12 protein-coding genes are annotated in these 16,489 nt (G+C 38.8%); 9 read left to right on the forward strand and 3 right to left on the reverse strand.

Annotated elements, in window-relative coordinates; translation table 11 throughout:
- Positions 1–7 precede the first annotated feature (7 nt).
- From ACSBL2_RS09400 to ACSBL2_RS09415, 4 genes are all read left to right on the forward strand, one after another.
- The gene (locus ACSBL2_RS09400; protein WP_442591432.1) at positions 8–1,405 is read left to right on the forward strand and encodes a RagB/SusD family nutrient uptake outer membrane protein; all 1,398 of its coding nucleotides are present in this window, start codon (positions 8–10) and stop codon (positions 1,403–1,405) included.
- Between the two features lie 88 nt (positions 1,406–1,493).
- Positions 1,494–3,491, forward strand: coding sequence for a TlpA family protein disulfide reductase (locus ACSBL2_RS09405; protein WP_442591433.1), 1,998 nt, complete (start codon positions 1,494–1,496; stop codon positions 3,489–3,491).
- 1 nt (position 3,492) lies between these two features.
- Positions 3,493–4,629 (forward strand): alpha/beta hydrolase family protein, encoded by a 1,137-nt coding sequence (locus tag ACSBL2_RS09410; RefSeq protein ID WP_442591434.1) that lies wholly within the window; start codon positions 3,493–3,495, stop codon positions 4,627–4,629.
- A gap of 217 nt (positions 4,630–4,846) precedes the next feature.
- The gene (locus tag ACSBL2_RS09415) at positions 4,847–5,197 is read left to right on the forward strand and encodes a winged helix-turn-helix transcriptional regulator (protein WP_442591435.1); all 351 of its coding nucleotides are present in this window, start codon (positions 4,847–4,849) and stop codon (positions 5,195–5,197) included.
- A 163-nt stretch (positions 5,198–5,360) separates the two neighbouring features.
- Here ACSBL2_RS09415 and ACSBL2_RS09420 read toward each other — a convergent pair whose 3' ends face one another.
- From ACSBL2_RS09420 to ACSBL2_RS09430, 3 genes are read right to left on the reverse strand one after another with little or no spacing between them, the layout of a single operon-like run.
- Positions 5,361–6,320: a DUF5777 family beta-barrel protein gene (locus ACSBL2_RS09420; RefSeq protein WP_442591436.1), complete on the reverse strand. Its 960-nt coding sequence runs from the start codon at positions 6,318–6,320 to the stop codon at positions 5,361–5,363.
- 41 nt (positions 6,321–6,361) lie between these two features.
- Complete coding sequence (locus tag ACSBL2_RS09425; protein WP_442591437.1) at positions 6,362–6,907, reverse strand: YceI family protein; 546 nt, start codon at positions 6,905–6,907, stop codon at positions 6,362–6,364.
- Positions 6,908–6,918: 11 nt separating this feature from the next.
- A complete protein-coding gene (locus ACSBL2_RS09430) occupies positions 6,919–7,290 on the reverse strand; it encodes a hypothetical protein (protein ID WP_442591438.1) in 372 nt (123 codons plus the stop codon).
- A gap of 1,145 nt (positions 7,291–8,435) precedes the next feature.
- On the opposite strand from ACSBL2_RS09430, the gene ACSBL2_RS09435 reads away from it, so the two are divergent.
- From ACSBL2_RS09435 to ACSBL2_RS09455, 5 genes are all read left to right on the forward strand, one after another.
- Positions 8,436–9,494, forward strand: coding sequence for a serine hydrolase domain-containing protein (locus tag ACSBL2_RS09435; protein ID WP_442591439.1), 1,059 nt, complete (start codon positions 8,436–8,438; stop codon positions 9,492–9,494).
- A gap of 373 nt (positions 9,495–9,867) precedes the next feature.
- Complete coding sequence (locus ACSBL2_RS09440; RefSeq protein WP_442591440.1) at positions 9,868–10,014, forward strand: hypothetical protein; 147 nt, start codon at positions 9,868–9,870, stop codon at positions 10,012–10,014.
- A gap of 1,183 nt (positions 10,015–11,197) precedes the next feature.
- On the forward strand, positions 11,198–11,779 hold the full coding sequence (locus tag ACSBL2_RS09445; RefSeq protein WP_442591441.1) for an RNA polymerase sigma factor: 582 nt from the start codon (positions 11,198–11,200) through the stop codon (positions 11,777–11,779).
- A 79-nt stretch (positions 11,780–11,858) separates the two neighbouring features.
- Positions 11,859–12,974, forward strand: a complete 1,116-nt coding sequence (locus tag ACSBL2_RS09450) for a FecR family protein (protein WP_442591442.1) — start codon at positions 11,859–11,861, stop codon at positions 12,972–12,974.
- 318 nt (positions 12,975–13,292) lie between these two features.
- Entirely contained in the window at positions 13,293–16,475 is a 3,183-nt protein-coding gene (locus ACSBL2_RS09455) for a SusC/RagA family TonB-linked outer membrane protein (protein ID WP_442591443.1), read from the forward strand.
- Positions 16,476–16,489: the final 14 nt, after the last annotated feature.

The raw sequence follows: 16,489 nt of genomic DNA on the forward strand, positions 1-16,489 counted from the left end.
TGCAAAAATGAAACCATTATATCAATTCCTCATACTCTCTCTCTCAGTAGCAGGTTTAACCGGCTGTAAGAAATATGTAGATATCAAAACTCAGGGTAATTTAGTACCCAGTCAAACTATCAATTACCGTTATCTGTTAAATAATAATCAGGCGCTGGAAGCTACAGCAAGTTTGTCTGATTTTGCTTCATCAGACATCAACTTCACTGATGCAGATCAGATTGCTGGATTGACCAGCAGCTCTTATTACAGTCAATTTGTGAAGGCATATAGCTGGCAGAATAATATCTACATTTTAGGCTCTACAGATGAGAACGATTATAACTGGGCGGTACTGTACACGAGAATTCTATATTGTAATACAATTATCAATGAGCTCCCGGCAAGTAATGGTACTGCTGCTGAAAAAGCTGCACTTACAGCAGAGGCTTTAGTGCACCGTGCTGATGCCTATTTTACATTGGTTAATACCTATGCAAAACCATATAATGCAAGTACTGCTGCAACCGACCTTGGTGTGCCTTTATTACTGGAGCAAACGGTAAGTCAGCGTTTAAACAGGGCAACGGTACAGGTAATCTATAATCAGATCATCAGCGATCTTACAACGGCCGTTGGTTCACTTCCTGCTACACAGCAGATGAATACCTTACCCTCTAAACCTTCAGCCTATGGTGAGTTGGCGCGTTGTTATACGTATATGCACGATTATACAAATGCTGCAAGATATGCTGATATGGCCCTGGCTTCGAGAAACACGATTGTGGATCTCTCAGGAATGGATCAGAGTACGATGTACACTTATCCTACACGCTTTGTTAATCCGGAAATTCTACTTTCTGAGCTTCCTCAAAGTGGTGCAGCTTCCTATTCACCACTTATTTTTAAATTGAGTAACGAATACCTTGCATTGTTGGGCACGGCAGATCAACGTTTTACTCTCTTTACTTCTGATGCTTCAAATGTGTCAAGCACATACACTGGCAGATTTTTCACTAAAGAAGCCGCAACTGGTCAGACTAGAAACGAAGGTCCTTCAGTACCAGAAATGATGCTAATCAAAGCAGAAGCTTTCGCCCGGGCCGGGGATGTCGGTAGTGCGATGGAATGGGTAAATAATCTACGTGTAAAACGTTTCAAAGCAGCAGATTATGAAGCAATGACAGCGTCAAGTCCAAATGATGCACTCGTTAAAGTGATCGATGAACGCAGGCGTGAATTCTACGGTACATCGTTGCGCTGGTGGGATATGCGACGTTTAAAAGACGAATCTCTTTTCCAACGTAGCTACACCAGGTTTTTTAATGGAGTTACTTATACTTTGGAACCCAATAGTGACCGCTATGTATTTCCTATAGCTGCCAAATTAAGCCAGTTAAACCCTGAGCTAGAGCCCAACCCTTAATATCATAACGATGTACGTATGCTGATCAATACCATGTTAAATTCAGCATACGTTCATTATATACACCCTTAAAAATTAAACACACAATATGAAATCTTTAACAAAACAGAGTTTATTCCTTCTGATGATACTGTGCCTGGCCCTGAAAAGCTTTGCACAGATTCATCCTAATTTTACCTTCAAACCGGAGAAGCCTACGAATGGGCAGACCGTGGAAATGTCTTATGATGCAAAAGGTACTCCTCTGGAGGGTAAGCAGAAGATTACTTCAGTAGTTTACCAATATATTAACTACAAATGGGTGGCAGCAGACGTGCCTTTTAGTGGTGGAAATAATAGTTGGAAAGCCAGCTTTAAAACACCTGCAGACTGCGGATTTTTAGCTGTTAAATTTAAATCCGATACCCTGACAGATAATAACCATGATACCGGTTATTTCATCATGTTGCAGGATAAGGATCGTCCCGGAGCTCTCGCCCCAGGGTCTTATCTGGGATGGGGAGTGGCGCGTTCTCCAAAAACCGAGATGGACATCCCAGGGTATATGAAATTTGAAGGTATTAGTGATACCGCAACGTACATGTGGTTTAACCAGGAGATTACGTTTAATCAGGCTAATAAGTCTAAACTAGTAGTGCCGTATGCCAAGGCGGTAAAAAATTATCTTAAAGATGCTGCTACGCCGAAACTGAGAGCTGCTATAACTTTCCTTACCCGTACGGATGCCACTGAAGATGAACTGTTAAAAGCAAGATCCATTAGCGGCAATGTCATGGAAGATGCAAAACTGAAAGATTCTATTGATCATATAATTACCACAAGATTCCCTAAAGGTAGCCTGGCAAGATTGGCAGCTTTTAAAAATATCAGTACCAACAAGGAAATGCCAGCAATGGTTAAAGCGGGTGAAAAATTCCTCGCTGATTTCCCTGTTGCTGAAACGAATGCAGAATTTGATAAAGAGAATTTTATCAATTATGGTACGGTTTATCAGAACATTATTGTAACTGGTAGTTATCTTGATAAAAACGATGATTATCTTAATAAGTACATCAATCTATTGCCATACAACATCCTGTCAACTGTTTTTTACAAGATAGTTGGTATCCCCTACAAAAGAAAAGATGAAACAGATGCGAGATTATTGGCCAAAACAGAGTTGCTGATGTCACGTTATAATTATTTCCTGGCTAATCAGCCTGCAGATTTAGCTTATCTGTCGCCATTAGAATGGAAAACGAACTGGGAAATGGAACGCTCCAAATTTGAGTTTATTCCTTATATCGGGTTGCTGATCAGTGCCGGAAAAGATGAGGAGGCTTTCAAATATACTGAATTGGCTGAAAAATATCTGGAATATCATGATGCGACAGTTAATAATTACTATACAATACTTTTACAAAAAAGAGGGGAAACAGCACATTTGAAAGAGGTATTAAAATACAGCCTTTATAATAACCAGGCAACAACTGAAATGCTGGAAATGGTTAAAGCAGATTATGTGAAACAGAATGGATCCGATAAAGGATATGATGACTACCTGAGTAAATTGAAAAATCCGGCTGATAAAGCGGACTTTGAAAAAGAAGTAGCCGAAGGAATGATCAACAAAGCTATGCCGGAATGGTCTATGAAAGATATGAACGGTAAGGTAGTCAGCTCAAAGTCGCTGCGTGGAAAAACTGTTATATTGGATTTCTGGGCAACCTGGTGCGTGCCTTGTAAGGCTTCTTTCCCGGGTATGAAACTGGCTGTGGAGAAATATAAAAATGACAAAAATGTTGTTTTCTATTTTGTAGATACCGAAGAGCGGGGTTCGACCTATAAAGCTGAAGTGATGAAATATATCAAAGACAACAATTATCCATTTAACATCCTTTTTGATAATACAGCTGCAGGATCTAAACAAAACAGTGAAGTTTTCGACCGTATCTGTAAAGAATTCACGATTTCGGGAATACCACAGAAACTTTTCATTGATCAAAACGGCAAATTGCGCTTTATCTCTGTAGGTTATAATGGAAGTGCTTCTGCATTGGCAGACGATATCTCTACACTGGTTGAAATGACTAAAACAGCAAAATAATATGAAGTACTCTTTTTTAATTTTATCTGCATTGTTTTGCTGCACAGCGGCAAATGCACAACAGCAATCTTCAAAAACAAAACTGCCGGCTAAAAAGCCGGTTGTTGCAACTGCACAACAGCAGAAATATACCGAGACCACAGTAAGCTTCAAAAGTCAAGACGATACGATTACTTTTGCAGGCGCCTTAACGCTGCCAAAAGGAAAAACAAACATACCCGCAGTAGTCATTGTTTCTGGTAGTTATAAGCAGGATAGGGATGGTATGATGGCTGGCCACCCTCTATTTAAAGATATAGCTGATTACCTGAGCAGTAATGGTATAGCGGTATTGCGGTTGGACGATCGTGGTACGGGTAAAACTACTGGTGTTTATGAGACGGCAACCACGGCAGACTTTGGAGATGATGCGTTGAAAGCCATTCAGTATTTGAAAGGAATCAAAGAGATCAATCCTTTTAAGATTGGTCTTCTGGGCCATAGCGAAGGTGGCGCTGCAAGTGCCATAGCTGCAGCAAAGAGCAAAGATGTAGCCTTTATTGTGAGCGTGGCAGGTCTGGCTACGTCGGGTTATAATTCTTTGATTCAACAAAATGAAGATTTAGTGAACAATTCGCAGCTTACTGAGGTAGATAAAAAGCGCTCCAATGAAATCAATGGGATGATGTTCAAAATAGCTTTTAAATATGCTGATTCGGATAGTCTGGAGAATAAACTGAATACTACTTACAATGACTGGAAGGTAAAAGATGATGCTTACTTTAAAACGTTAAATATAGAGTTTGACCATTTTCGTTTCCCTATTTACAGTTATGTAAATTATGCAATTGGCCCATGGTACAGGTATTTTGTGAAATTCGATGCGGCCAAAACCATTGGTCAGGTAAAGGTGCCAATATTAGCATTAAATGGCGATAAAGATCTGATGGTTTCTGGTCAATCTAATTTGGATAACTGGAAGAACTATGCCGCTGCGGGTGGAAATAATAAAGTGGAAACGCATTTGCTTCCTGGTTTAAACCATCTTTTTCTGCCTTGCGTTACCTGTACACCACAGGAATATTCAACAATAAAAGCAGGTTTTTCCCCTGAAGCCCTTTCTTTAATTCGCAACTGGATCCAGCAACACACAAAATAATAATGCAGGTTAGTAATAGTTAATAGTAGATTGAAGCCAGAACATCCGTTCTGGCTTTTTTTTAACAAGCTGGTAAAATTTATACGCAGATAATCCGTTATGATCTAAAATACATTTAACTATTTTTGGTTTGTAAAATTTAGGTGCCTAACTATAAGGTCAATAAAAGTACTTTACTTATCTGGAAGTGAGTAATGATGATAATCAGATAGTTATTATGGAAAATAAGACGGAAAAATGTTCAAAAAACAGTAATTGTCCGATTAGAACAGTTTTGGACAGATTTGGCGATAGGTGGTCCATGTTGGTGATTTTGGTATTGGGGGACTCGGAAAAAATGCGATTTAGCGAAATACATAAGGAATTGGGAGATATTTCGCAAAAAATGCTGACAAGTACCTTGAGGACTTTTGAGAATGATGGTCTTGTGCAACGGACTATCTTTCCGGAAATTCCTCCCAGGGTAGAATATAGACTTACTGATAAAGGAAGGTCTTTGTTACCGCATCTTTACAACCTAATAGAATGGGCGACGGAAAATATGCCATTGGCAGAAAAAGCAGTGTAAACGAAAAATAAAAAATCAATTGTAGACTTGTGTTATATAATCTATAATTGATTTATGAAATTAACCCCCAATCCATAAAGAAGAACAAAGGCTTTTACGATCATAAGCCTTTGTTCTTCTTTATTCTAATATTCATTATTACCCTTTCTTATCAGGTTGTAACTTATTTTTTATGTGCCATCGAAAATCGCCTTGAAATACTGAACCCCCATCTGTATTGCCCTTTTAACCACGAGCTGGTTGTTGATGGAATATACTGGATCTCTTCAATCGCAGTCGCGTTCGTGAAATTAAGATGGAATACGTGTCCGCCAGTTTCAATCTCTAAACCTATACCGAGGGGATTGTAGAATTTGGTAGCATTAACTTGCTCCAGATATTGCTTGTCTGATTTATTTCTGAATGGCAGAAAATAATCCACAACGAGCGCCATTCTTTTTGTAAACTTTAATCGCCCACCTGCACCCAGTGCAAATAGATCGTTCTGATCCCTAAAGGCTGTAAAGTTACGGTGTACATAACTAGGGGTAAGGATAAAAGAGAAGTTGGAATTAAATTTTCTGGCGATGATCATCTGGGCGACCCAATTCATACGATCTTTAAAACCATCATAGGCAATTGGTGAAGTCGGATCATCTCTGTTTGCCTGAACCCCGGCAATGGTATTACTCCCAAATAGCGTAATTGCAACGGGGATACGATTATCTGTAGTTTGCTGTATTAAGCGGTATTTTACGCTACCTTCATATAGCTGCTGGACAGCGGTCGCCCCTTTAGCTCTGGCAATTCCTACGGTTAAATTATCGGTCATTCCGTATTCAAAACCGATACGGACGTCCGTCGAGTTATCCAGTCCAAAAAATCTCCTTACACCTCCATTGGTACCAGCTATATCTCCGAAACGGTGATCGACCTTAAAGTCGAGTTCATTTTTGTAAAGGGTTTCATTGGTAGGGCCATTGATCAGTTTTGTAGATTTAAAAGTTGCAAGTACTTTCTCATGACTTGTCTCCTGATTGTTAAGTTCTTTTTCGAGCTCTTCTTGACCAAATACTTGTATTGCGCTGACTGTTAATACAGCGAAAAGAATCAGAAAGCGGGATTTAAATGTTTTTATTTTCATAAGTAATATTGTTTTTTATCGGTCATGAAGCTATCACAAGCTTATTTTTTAGCTATGTAGCTAGCCTGAACACTTACTTCAACGTATTCAGCGATATTTTTAAATACTAGAGTTGGAATTTCAATCCCATGGTCGGCGATCTTAACTTTAAATGCAGCTTTCGCAACTAAAATCCCTTTATTCACGGTCAGATCAGCTATACTCTTATAGGCCTTGTTGACACCATGTATATTTAAGATTCCTTCAATTTCCACTTTGTAGTTGCCATCCTTTTGAAAGTCAATCGGCGTTTTGATCTTTCCCTTAAATTCGGATGAAGGAAATTTTTCTGATTCCATGTAATTTTCATTAAAGTGTTCCTGCATCAACTTCTTTTTAAATTGAAATGAAGTATTCTTCACCTTGAAAATGATATTTCCTGATTTAGTATCAATAACAGAGCCTCCAACAGCACTCTTTCCTTCAATATCCTCCATCACTGTACTGGAGAAAAAGGATACTTTAGCATTGTTGCAAATTAGAATCTGCTGCGCGCGGACCACACTGACTGTTACAATGAATAGTACAGATAGATATATTTTTTTCATGATCATAGCTTTTATTCGGGCATATTATTATCGAACCATTGTTGTAGAGAAGTCAGTTCGGCAGCTGTTAAGCTACCGCCCAGAGGCATTGATCTCGTTACAAGTACCACACGACGAATTCTGGCCTCATTGGATACGACAGAACTACGGCCGTTAAAGGACCAGATTGATGATGCGGAGCCTCCTGCTGCATGGCATCCGGCACATCTGGTCTGCAGAAGATTTTGGGTAAAATTTGCGTAAGTAACTGCTGTGACAGGTGTCTCTGGATTTGTAGGGGGCGATGGAGTCATTTCTGCAGCTTGCCTTTTAGAGCAACTAATAGACAAGAGAACATAAATTAAAATGATGGTCGTATATACCATTTTGTGCTTAGTGGTCATAGATCTTATTTTAGGGCTACAATAAATTTGTTAGGTTGTCAAATGCGATAAATATTATTTGCTATTACTAAGGCCATGCTTGGGATCTGGATACAATGGAGATACTCATCATATCCCAGCTTTTTGAATTCGACAATAGATGGGTAATGATTTTCCATCTGAAAAATCGCCACTTGGTTTTGGTCGTGTTTTGCATAGTTCTTGAAAATTAAGTGTGAGGAATGTTTCAGTTCAAGTGATTTGGAAGAGTGCAACTTTATAATTTCTTAAGCTTTTGGATTCAATCGTGTCAATTATCTTTTATTGTAACATTAATGTGATGTTGACCAAATGTAGCGGGTAATATTCGGCTTGACAAGAAGGTACCTGTAGTTAAGATACTTACGTTGAAGAAACTATTATTGGTAATCAGATAGATAAGTGGCAAAAAAAAAGATAATATTCGTAACAATGGTTCAGATCCGGGTGTGCGAACCTTTATGCTATCGGATCTACAAAAGGAGATCGCTGTCATTTTCTTTGCCAATACCTCACTCAGCGAAAAAGAGGAAGATACTTTTTTTGATATTTATAATATACTTTATGATTACGGCATTACATTAAAAAACAAAGCTAATTGAATTTCACTGCCTAATAAAATGTAGAGAAATGTTGAGTGACGGAAAGAAATTCAAAAATAATAGTATAGCTTTTAAGCGTTACAAATAAAAATACAAAAGCATGGTACTGCTCAGATCCCGAAATGCAGAAACGAGAAATAAAGGCTTGGAAGAGAAAGGCTAGCTGGATAAAATAATTAACTGTCAATCTTTAGCCATGAACCGATTTTTCAACAATAATCACTGTTTCACCGTTTTCCAGGTCGTGGTTATTTTAATCTCCATCGCGCAATAATGACTATTTTTTCATCACCAAATATTGACAAAGAAAACCTGTCGCTCATTAGTATCACTTCATATTCAAAGTCAGTTACGATTAAGAATTTAAAGTCCCGACATAAATATCTGCTTTCCTGTAACTGGTTTGATCTTAAATGCGTCAAACATTAAAATTTAAAAAAATGATAAAAACAGACCCACTCAAAATGCTATCGATCCTATCTTTATTGGCCTTTAGCTTATACAAATAATCTTTTTGCGCAAAGCTTGGAAGACAGAATCGACAGCACCATAAAGATGGAATTCAACGACCCAAATGGGCCCGGTGGTGTATTCATGGTTGCTCAAAAAGGGAAGATCATTTATCATAAAGCTTTCGGTAAAGCTAATCTGGAGCTGGATGCAAACCTTCATACCGACAATGTTTTCGAACTGGGTTCCATGACAAAACAGTTCACTGCTGTGGCAGTACTAATGCTGGAGCAACAAGGTAAATTAAAAGTAAGCGATCCTATTACCAAATACATCCCGGATTACCCCTCAGGTGACAAGATCACTATTCATCACCTATTGACGCATACTTCCGGCATCAAAGATTTCACTAAAATGAAAGCGCTATCAGATATTGATCAAAAAGAGATGACACCCCAAATGATGGTTGATTTTTTTAAGAACGAGCAAGTTGATTTCGCGCCGGGCGAGAAATTCGAGTACGACAATTCCGGCTATGTGCTCCTAGGATATATAATAGAATTGGTTTCCGGGGAAACTTACGAGGATTTCGTCACTAAGCATATTTTCAAAAAAGCAGAAATGGAACATTCACATTATGCCAGTGACAGAAACGTGATCCCAAAAAGAGCTTATGGATACCATAAGAAATCTTATGGCTACGTTAATAAGACCGTGATCAGTTTTAGTGTTCCGTTTGCATCAGGTTCCCTGATGTCGACGCTGGATGATATGCTGAAGTGGCAAAATGCGTTAAACCATAATGTCCTTCTCAATAGTGCTGAAACTAAAAAAGCCTTCAGCAAATACAAATTGAATGACGGAAAAGAATTTAGCTATGGCTGGCATATCAAAGAAATAAATGGCATACCGACCAGAGAACATGGCGGAAGCATATTTGGATTTAAAACCATGGGCGTATACATTCCCAAGAACGATATTTATGTGTTAGGTTTAAGTAATTGTGATTGCCACTTGCCAACTAAAATAACAGGAGATATCGCAGCATTAGCGCTTAAAGTATTAACTAAGGCAAGCGATAAATACGGAAGGGTTAAACGGCTCCATGTCATCCAGCTAAAACTTGAAGATTAAAGGTTGTAAGGGATAATACTAGTGACATTTTTATCAATAGAGGTTAGCCACAGATAGAGACCAGAGAACGTTTCATTTAAATTCCTGCTTTTTCCGGCTCTTTTTAGGTGGTGTGGGAAATAAAAGCTTGCGCGTTCAGGAACTGACTTTAAAAACAAACATGCACTAGTTTTACATGGTCAGATGTATGTTGTAAAATACCATGTAAGCTAGCTAGCAGCATGCTTTTTATGTTTTAGGGTAGCAGTACCATAACGTGTCGGTAAGACAAGGTTATTTACTGAAAAAAATGATTTATGCAATCCACAAACTACGTTTGATGTATTGAATAAGCAGATACAAAACACAATAACAAAAACTTTGACGAGATCTATTGGCTGCAAAACAGCTTATTATCACAAATAAAATGAAAAGGCAGGCGCTAAAATTTCCAGATGTGGCTGCTATGCCTCAAGCTATTGAAATTTTCATCCTGGATTATAACGTTTCCACCTTTCATCCATTGTTCCCACTTGAATAAGGTTGTTTATTTTACTGGCTCTTCAGCTTCTTCCGGAACCTTAGTCAATCTGAACCTGTTTGCTTTATTTGCATCCTATATAAATTAGATACAGTTGAATTTATGGAATTTTATCGGTTTTTGACTCTTAGTTATTAAACGCGTCCTATGAACATTTGCAAAATTTTTGTTTCTATTTTCATCTTCTCAGTTTTAGTCAGCTGTAAACCGGCAATTAGTGAAACCTTTATTTCCAAACCTGAAGATCTTCAGGGACAATGGAAACTCACTCGCATCTTTCAGGACACTCTAACTTGTAAATGAGCCATAAAACCTGTGTTACATCTGTGCCTCTATCAACGAAATCGCCATTTAATACTAAGTGACCATCTCCATATATCCAGTTGCCTTTATTATCGATCACCCGGTTACTTAGCAAAAAGCTGAAATTTAATATCTGATATGGCAAGGACCTTGTCTGGAGTAGAGTATAGGGCTTTTTCAGCCTTTTCCAAGCTTTTTAGCTTTACTTTGAAATCCTGTAGATATTCCTTCCCTGTAAGGACTTTTATTTCGTTGTTTACTGTTAAGAATTTGCTTAAATGCCCTTTTTCATTCACTGAATACACTACCTTATTTATAATTTAAGGACCGTCTAAACCATCAAAGGCGGTTTCAAGGCTTTTGTTCTTTATTATCCCAAATTCTTGATTGTTAAATAGTGCATGCAAACCAGACCAATAAAATGTATACAGACCCTTCTTTTCGTCAACCTGGGAGTATCCAAAGTACAGTATGGTTAAGAAAAAAATAGACGGATATTATAACCAATAGCCATCTAGCTATTTTCCAGATTTTTTTATAAACATTTCCCCTAAATTGATTTAAAGGCTTTAGATCAACTGTTAAGCAATAAGTTGCAAAAATAACCTTCTAATTAGGATAAATTAATTCTAAATTTCTTCGTTTTTTAAGACTTTCCAAATACATCTTAATTTTTTTGTTGCGCTACTTGCCTGAATAAATTATAGCTAAAAGATAAATAGTCCCCGGATGATTGGCCAGGTGAAAAAAGCCTGCAGCCGAGATAGGAGTTGAAAGAGGAGACTATACCTTCCAATGATCAAGAAAAACATAAATATTAAACGACATCAATTAAGGATAATTCAGTAACATTGGCCAATATTATTCTGTAATTTTAACGGTGGCAAAAATATTCAACGCAGAGACACATAAATCATCAGATAAGGAATTGATCCTTTCTTTAAAGGAAGGCAAAAAAACTGCATTCGTTGAAATTTATGATCGGTATTGGTCACTGCTTTTATCGCATGCAATCAGAATGCTGCAAGATGAAGATATAGCTCAGGATGTTGTTCAGGATGTTTTTCAAATGCTATGGGAAAAGCACCTGACCTTGAATATCCACACCTCCTTGTCATCATTTTTATATTCGTCTGTCAGGTACCGGATTTTAGATCAGATGAAACGTGATAAAATTGAAGACCGTTTTTTATCGACACTACAAACTGAGATTGAAAGTGGAGTTACAAGTACTGATGATGCAATTGCAGAAAAGGAATTTACAAGAAAAATTGAAGAGGGATTAAACAAACTGCCGCCAAAAATGCGAACCGTATTTGAATTGAGTAGAATTCATGAATATTCTTATCAGGAAATATCCAAAGAGCTGAACCTTTCGGAAAATACTGTAAAAAAGCAAATTAGTAACTCGCTAAAAATCTTGCGTAACAGCATCAAAAAAGGATATTGGTTCTTTTGTTAACAAATATTTCATTTTAATATTACACAAAATCTGTTTTCAATCTTCATAACTATATAATCATCCTAAAATTTGATTAGTTATGAATAAAAAGGAAGCGGAACAGTTATTTGAAAAGTACTTGGCTGGTAATTGTACGCCCGAAGAACTGGGAATCATTAAACGTGCTTATAATAAAGAAATTCCTGGCGATATGAAGGAGATCTCTGAGAAACGTTACAGTGAAATGAAAGTAAATATGTGGAGTAGACTGAAGCAAGCACATGACTCCTATGTTACAACCTACAGTTTCTGGCCTAAGATTGCTATAGCGGCTGTTTTGTTGATAACAACCGGGGCTGGCCTGTACTTTTTCACCTTGAAAAAGGAAGAGGTTGATAAAAATAATATGTCAGTTTACGCTAATAAGATTCCTGCTGAAAAAAATACAGTTGTGCTGACATTGGCTAATGGAAAAAGGATAAACTTAAGTGATGCTAAATCGGGGGTAGTTATTAAAACATCAGAATTAACTTACGATGATGGCACACCCATAGAGAATATCAATTCGAAAGGTTCTGATATTACGACAATAAGTACCCCACGGGGCGGTCAATATAACATTGAATTATCTGATGGTACTAAAGTAGTCCTGAACGCAGCCAGTATGCTTAAATTCCCTTCAAGATTTGCAGGACTGATAAACAGGACTGTTGAGCTCAGCGGCGAGGGTTATTTTCAGGTAGCTAAAGACAAAAAGTATCCATTTATAGTCAAAAGCGGCAATCAGGAAGTGAAAGTACTTGGAACGCACTTCAATATCAATTGCTACCCTGATGAAGACATCATGAAAACTACATTGGTAGAAGGCAGCGTAGAGATCAGACCTTTGTCAGGTACGTTCAGTAGTAAAAAGCTTGTGCCGGGTCAGCAGGCTGAATTGAGTAAAGGTGGTATCGAGATATCCATTGTGGATACTGAATCTGCGTTGGCCTGGAAAGATGGGGATTTTATCTTTAACGATGATATTACAACAATCATGCGGCAAATTTCCCGCTGGTATGATGTAGAGGTAGTTTACCAGGGTAAGGTTTCAGCAAAGGAATTTGTGGGGACTTTTTCCAAATCAAAGGACATCAGTGAAATTTTAAAAGCTCTTGAACTAACAAACCGTGTCCACTTTAAGATTGAAGGAAGGAGGATCATAGTGATGCCTTAGTTTTTACAAAACGATGCTTTTCTGAGAAAGAACCGGAGGCGTTGGAAGCGCCCCCGATAACATTTGGTTAAGCGAATACTCATGCGACTAAACACAAATTTTCAACTACTAACCAGTTAACAAATGTATAAATTTTACTATACAATAGGGCATGGTCTAACTAGCTGTGTCCGGCAAACCATCATGAATTCATTGCGGCAGAAAGCGGATAACAATCCTAAATTTAACGGGTGGTTTATGCGAGGTAATTTTACCTGTGTCTTATTAACGCTTGCTTTGCTGCAGTTGGCATTTACTGTCAATGGGCAAAATATCAGCATGTCAAAAAAAAATGCCAACCTTACTGAGGTCTTCAAAGAGATCCGTAAACAAACAGGGTATGATTTTGTCTTACCAAAAGAATTATTAAAAGAAGCAAAAAAAGTATCTATACAGGTCAAAAATGCAAGAATTGCGGAAGTGCTTAAAATATGCTTTGAATCTCAGCCATTTACCTATAAGGTCAATAACAAAGTGATCATTGTCTTTAGTGAATCCCAAATCGAAAGTCCCGTAAAAATCATCGGCAAGCCTGAGACCATCAACCTTCGCGGGAAGGTACTGAATGATGAAGGGGAACCGCTGGAAAATGCCACAGTTAGGGCAAAGGGAAATTTGCGGGCGGCAACCACTAATCAAGAAGGAATATTTTACATTGAAGATATCGAAATAGGAACGTTACTGGATATTTCCTATGTTGGTTACCGGAAAACTGAAGTGAAAGTTGCAGTTGGACTTAAAGAGATCAGGCTGAGCGCTGATAAATCTCCGCTCGACGAAGTAAAAGTAATTGCCTATGGAACAACAACATCCCGTAAAAGCACCGGTGAGGTATCGACGGTTACTTCCCAGGATATTGCCCGACAGCCAGCTTCAGATGTATTGCAGGTACTACAAGGTCGTGTGGCGGGACTGGTGGTCAAACCTTCTAGCGGTTTTTTTTCAGGCAATTATAGTATCAAGATTCGGGGAAATAACAGCATCCCAATCAACGGTGGTAATGCTGTTAGCGATCCGCTATATGTTGTAGACGGCGTTTCGTTGACCGCAGGTAGCGGCGATCCGAATGGTGGCGGACTAAATCAGAACGGAATCGCAGGGCCGGTACAGGGGCAAAATCCGTTATTGTATTTAAATCCTTCGGACATCGAAAGCATTTCTGTTTTAAAAGATGCCGATGCGACAGCACTTTATGGTTCAAGAGGGGCAAATGGCGTTATTTTGATTACGACCAAAAAAGCGAAACCTGGGAAAACGCAGATCGATGTAAATGTATATACCGGATACAGTCAGCAAACTAAAAAACTAGACCTGATGAGTACACCGCAATATCTGGCGATGCGCCGGGAGGCCTTAAAGAACGATGGTCTTGTACCTGATGATCAAAATGCTTATGACCTGGTGGTTTGGGATACAACCCGGAATGTAAACTGGCAAAAACAACTGCTGGAAACCGCAAAAACGACTGATGCCCAAATAGGTTTTTCCGGTGGTGATGAAAAAACCACTTTCAGGCTGAATACTGGGTATCATCAGGAGACGCCGCCTTTTCCGGGTAATTTTTCCGAACGGCGTGTGAGTAGTTTATTGAATATTGGTCATTCAGATCTTAATGGGAAACTCAAGACTAATCTCATTTTAAATTATGCCAACACTTTTAGCAATTTACCCGCTTCTGATATTACCTCTTCTATTTTACAGGCACCTAATGCGCCTGATATTTACAATGCTGCGGGTAATTTGAATTATGGAGGCTGGAGGCCTGCAGACTACCCACGTGCTTTTACATCTTTAGAAAAGCCTTACAAGGCCAATACAAATAATTTTTCAAGCAGCCTCGTAGTTGACTACAGCATTTTGACAAATTTGCATTTCAATGTTTCTGGAGGCTACAATCTAACTAATCAGGATCAGACACAGCTCAATCCTGGGACAGCACAAGATCCAGAGGGAATCATACGACGGGAATCCACCTTTGGCCAGAATAATTACAAGACCTGGGTGCTGGAGCCAACGGTCAAGTGGATGCTCCCGCTAAAAAACAGTAATCTGGAAACAATGATCGGGGCCACCTATCAGGAAAGTATAGCTGATGGCAACCGGATCTCGCTGGGGGGATTTACCAATGACAAACAACTGGAAGACCGGGCTGCTGCATCTGAGTTTTTCCTTGCCGGAAGCAATTATACGCAAACTAAGATCCAGTCACTCTATGCCCGTGTCAATTACAGTTTCTTAGATAAATACATTGTCAATATCAACCTGCGCCGGGATGGTTCAAGCCGTTTTGGTCCGGGCAATCAGTTCGGGAATTTTGGTTCTGTTGGTGCCGCCTGGCTATTCAGTGAGGAAAGATTAGTGATAGATGCACTTCCATTTCTCAGCTTCGGTAAATTAACAGGTTCATATGGTACCACCGGGGGCGACCAGATTGGTGATTACGCTTACCTGTCAACGTATACATCCGGATACGCTCCCTATGACGGAAACCCGGTACTGCTTTTAAACAACGCGGATAATCCAGATTATAAATGGACCGTAAACAAAAAATTAAACGTATCGCTGAATCTTGGCTTTTTTAACGACCGTTTATTGTTGACTTCAACCTATTTCCGCAACCGTACTGGCAACCAACTGGTTTATTATCAGTTGCCTGCCTTAACTGGCTTTAGCTCTGTCATTGCTAACCTGCCTGCGCTTGTGCAGAATAAAGGATTTGAATTTCAATTGACCACTAAAAACATCCAGACCAATAAGATCAGCTGGAGTACTTCGGCAAACCTCAGTATCAACAGGAATAAATTACTCGCTTTTCCAGGACTCGAAAATTCCACTTATGCTAGTCAGTTTACGATAGGCCAATCGATATCCCGTACGGCACTTTACCATTATACTGGCCTGGATAAGGAAACAGGTACCTATACATTTGAGGATAAAAACCAAAATGGCACACTTGATCCAATTGATGATCAGTCGTTTTACAATAATGACCCTTCTTTTACCGGAGGAATAGACAATAACCTGCAATTTGGAAATCTGTCCCTGAGTTTCTTCTTCATCTTTACCAAGCAAAAAGGATTTGAGAACATTTATAATTTCGTACCCGGAGCACTTCAAGCCAATCAGTCAACAGCACTGATAAATAACCACTGGCAAATGCCGGGTGATGATAAAAAGTACGCCAGATTTACGACTTATAGTGAGGATATCATTAATTATGGTCAATCTGATGCGCTTTGGGTTGATGCTTCGTATATCAGATTACAGAATGTTTCGCTTTCCTATCGCCTTCCATCTACATTTTGGCGAAGTCAGCATATGCCAAGCACCACAATTTCTATGCAAGGGCAAAACCTGCTGACCTTCACCAGATACAAAGGTACAGATCCTTCCAATCCAGGTTTGCAATTGGCACTTCCATCAAGGCGCTTTTTAACGGCCAGAATTCAGTTTATTTTCTAACCCATTAATTACAG

It is taken from the genome of Pedobacter sp. AW31-3R, from assembly GCF_052180285.1.
Classification (GTDB): Bacteria; Bacteroidota; Bacteroidia; order Sphingobacteriales; family Sphingobacteriaceae; genus Pedobacter.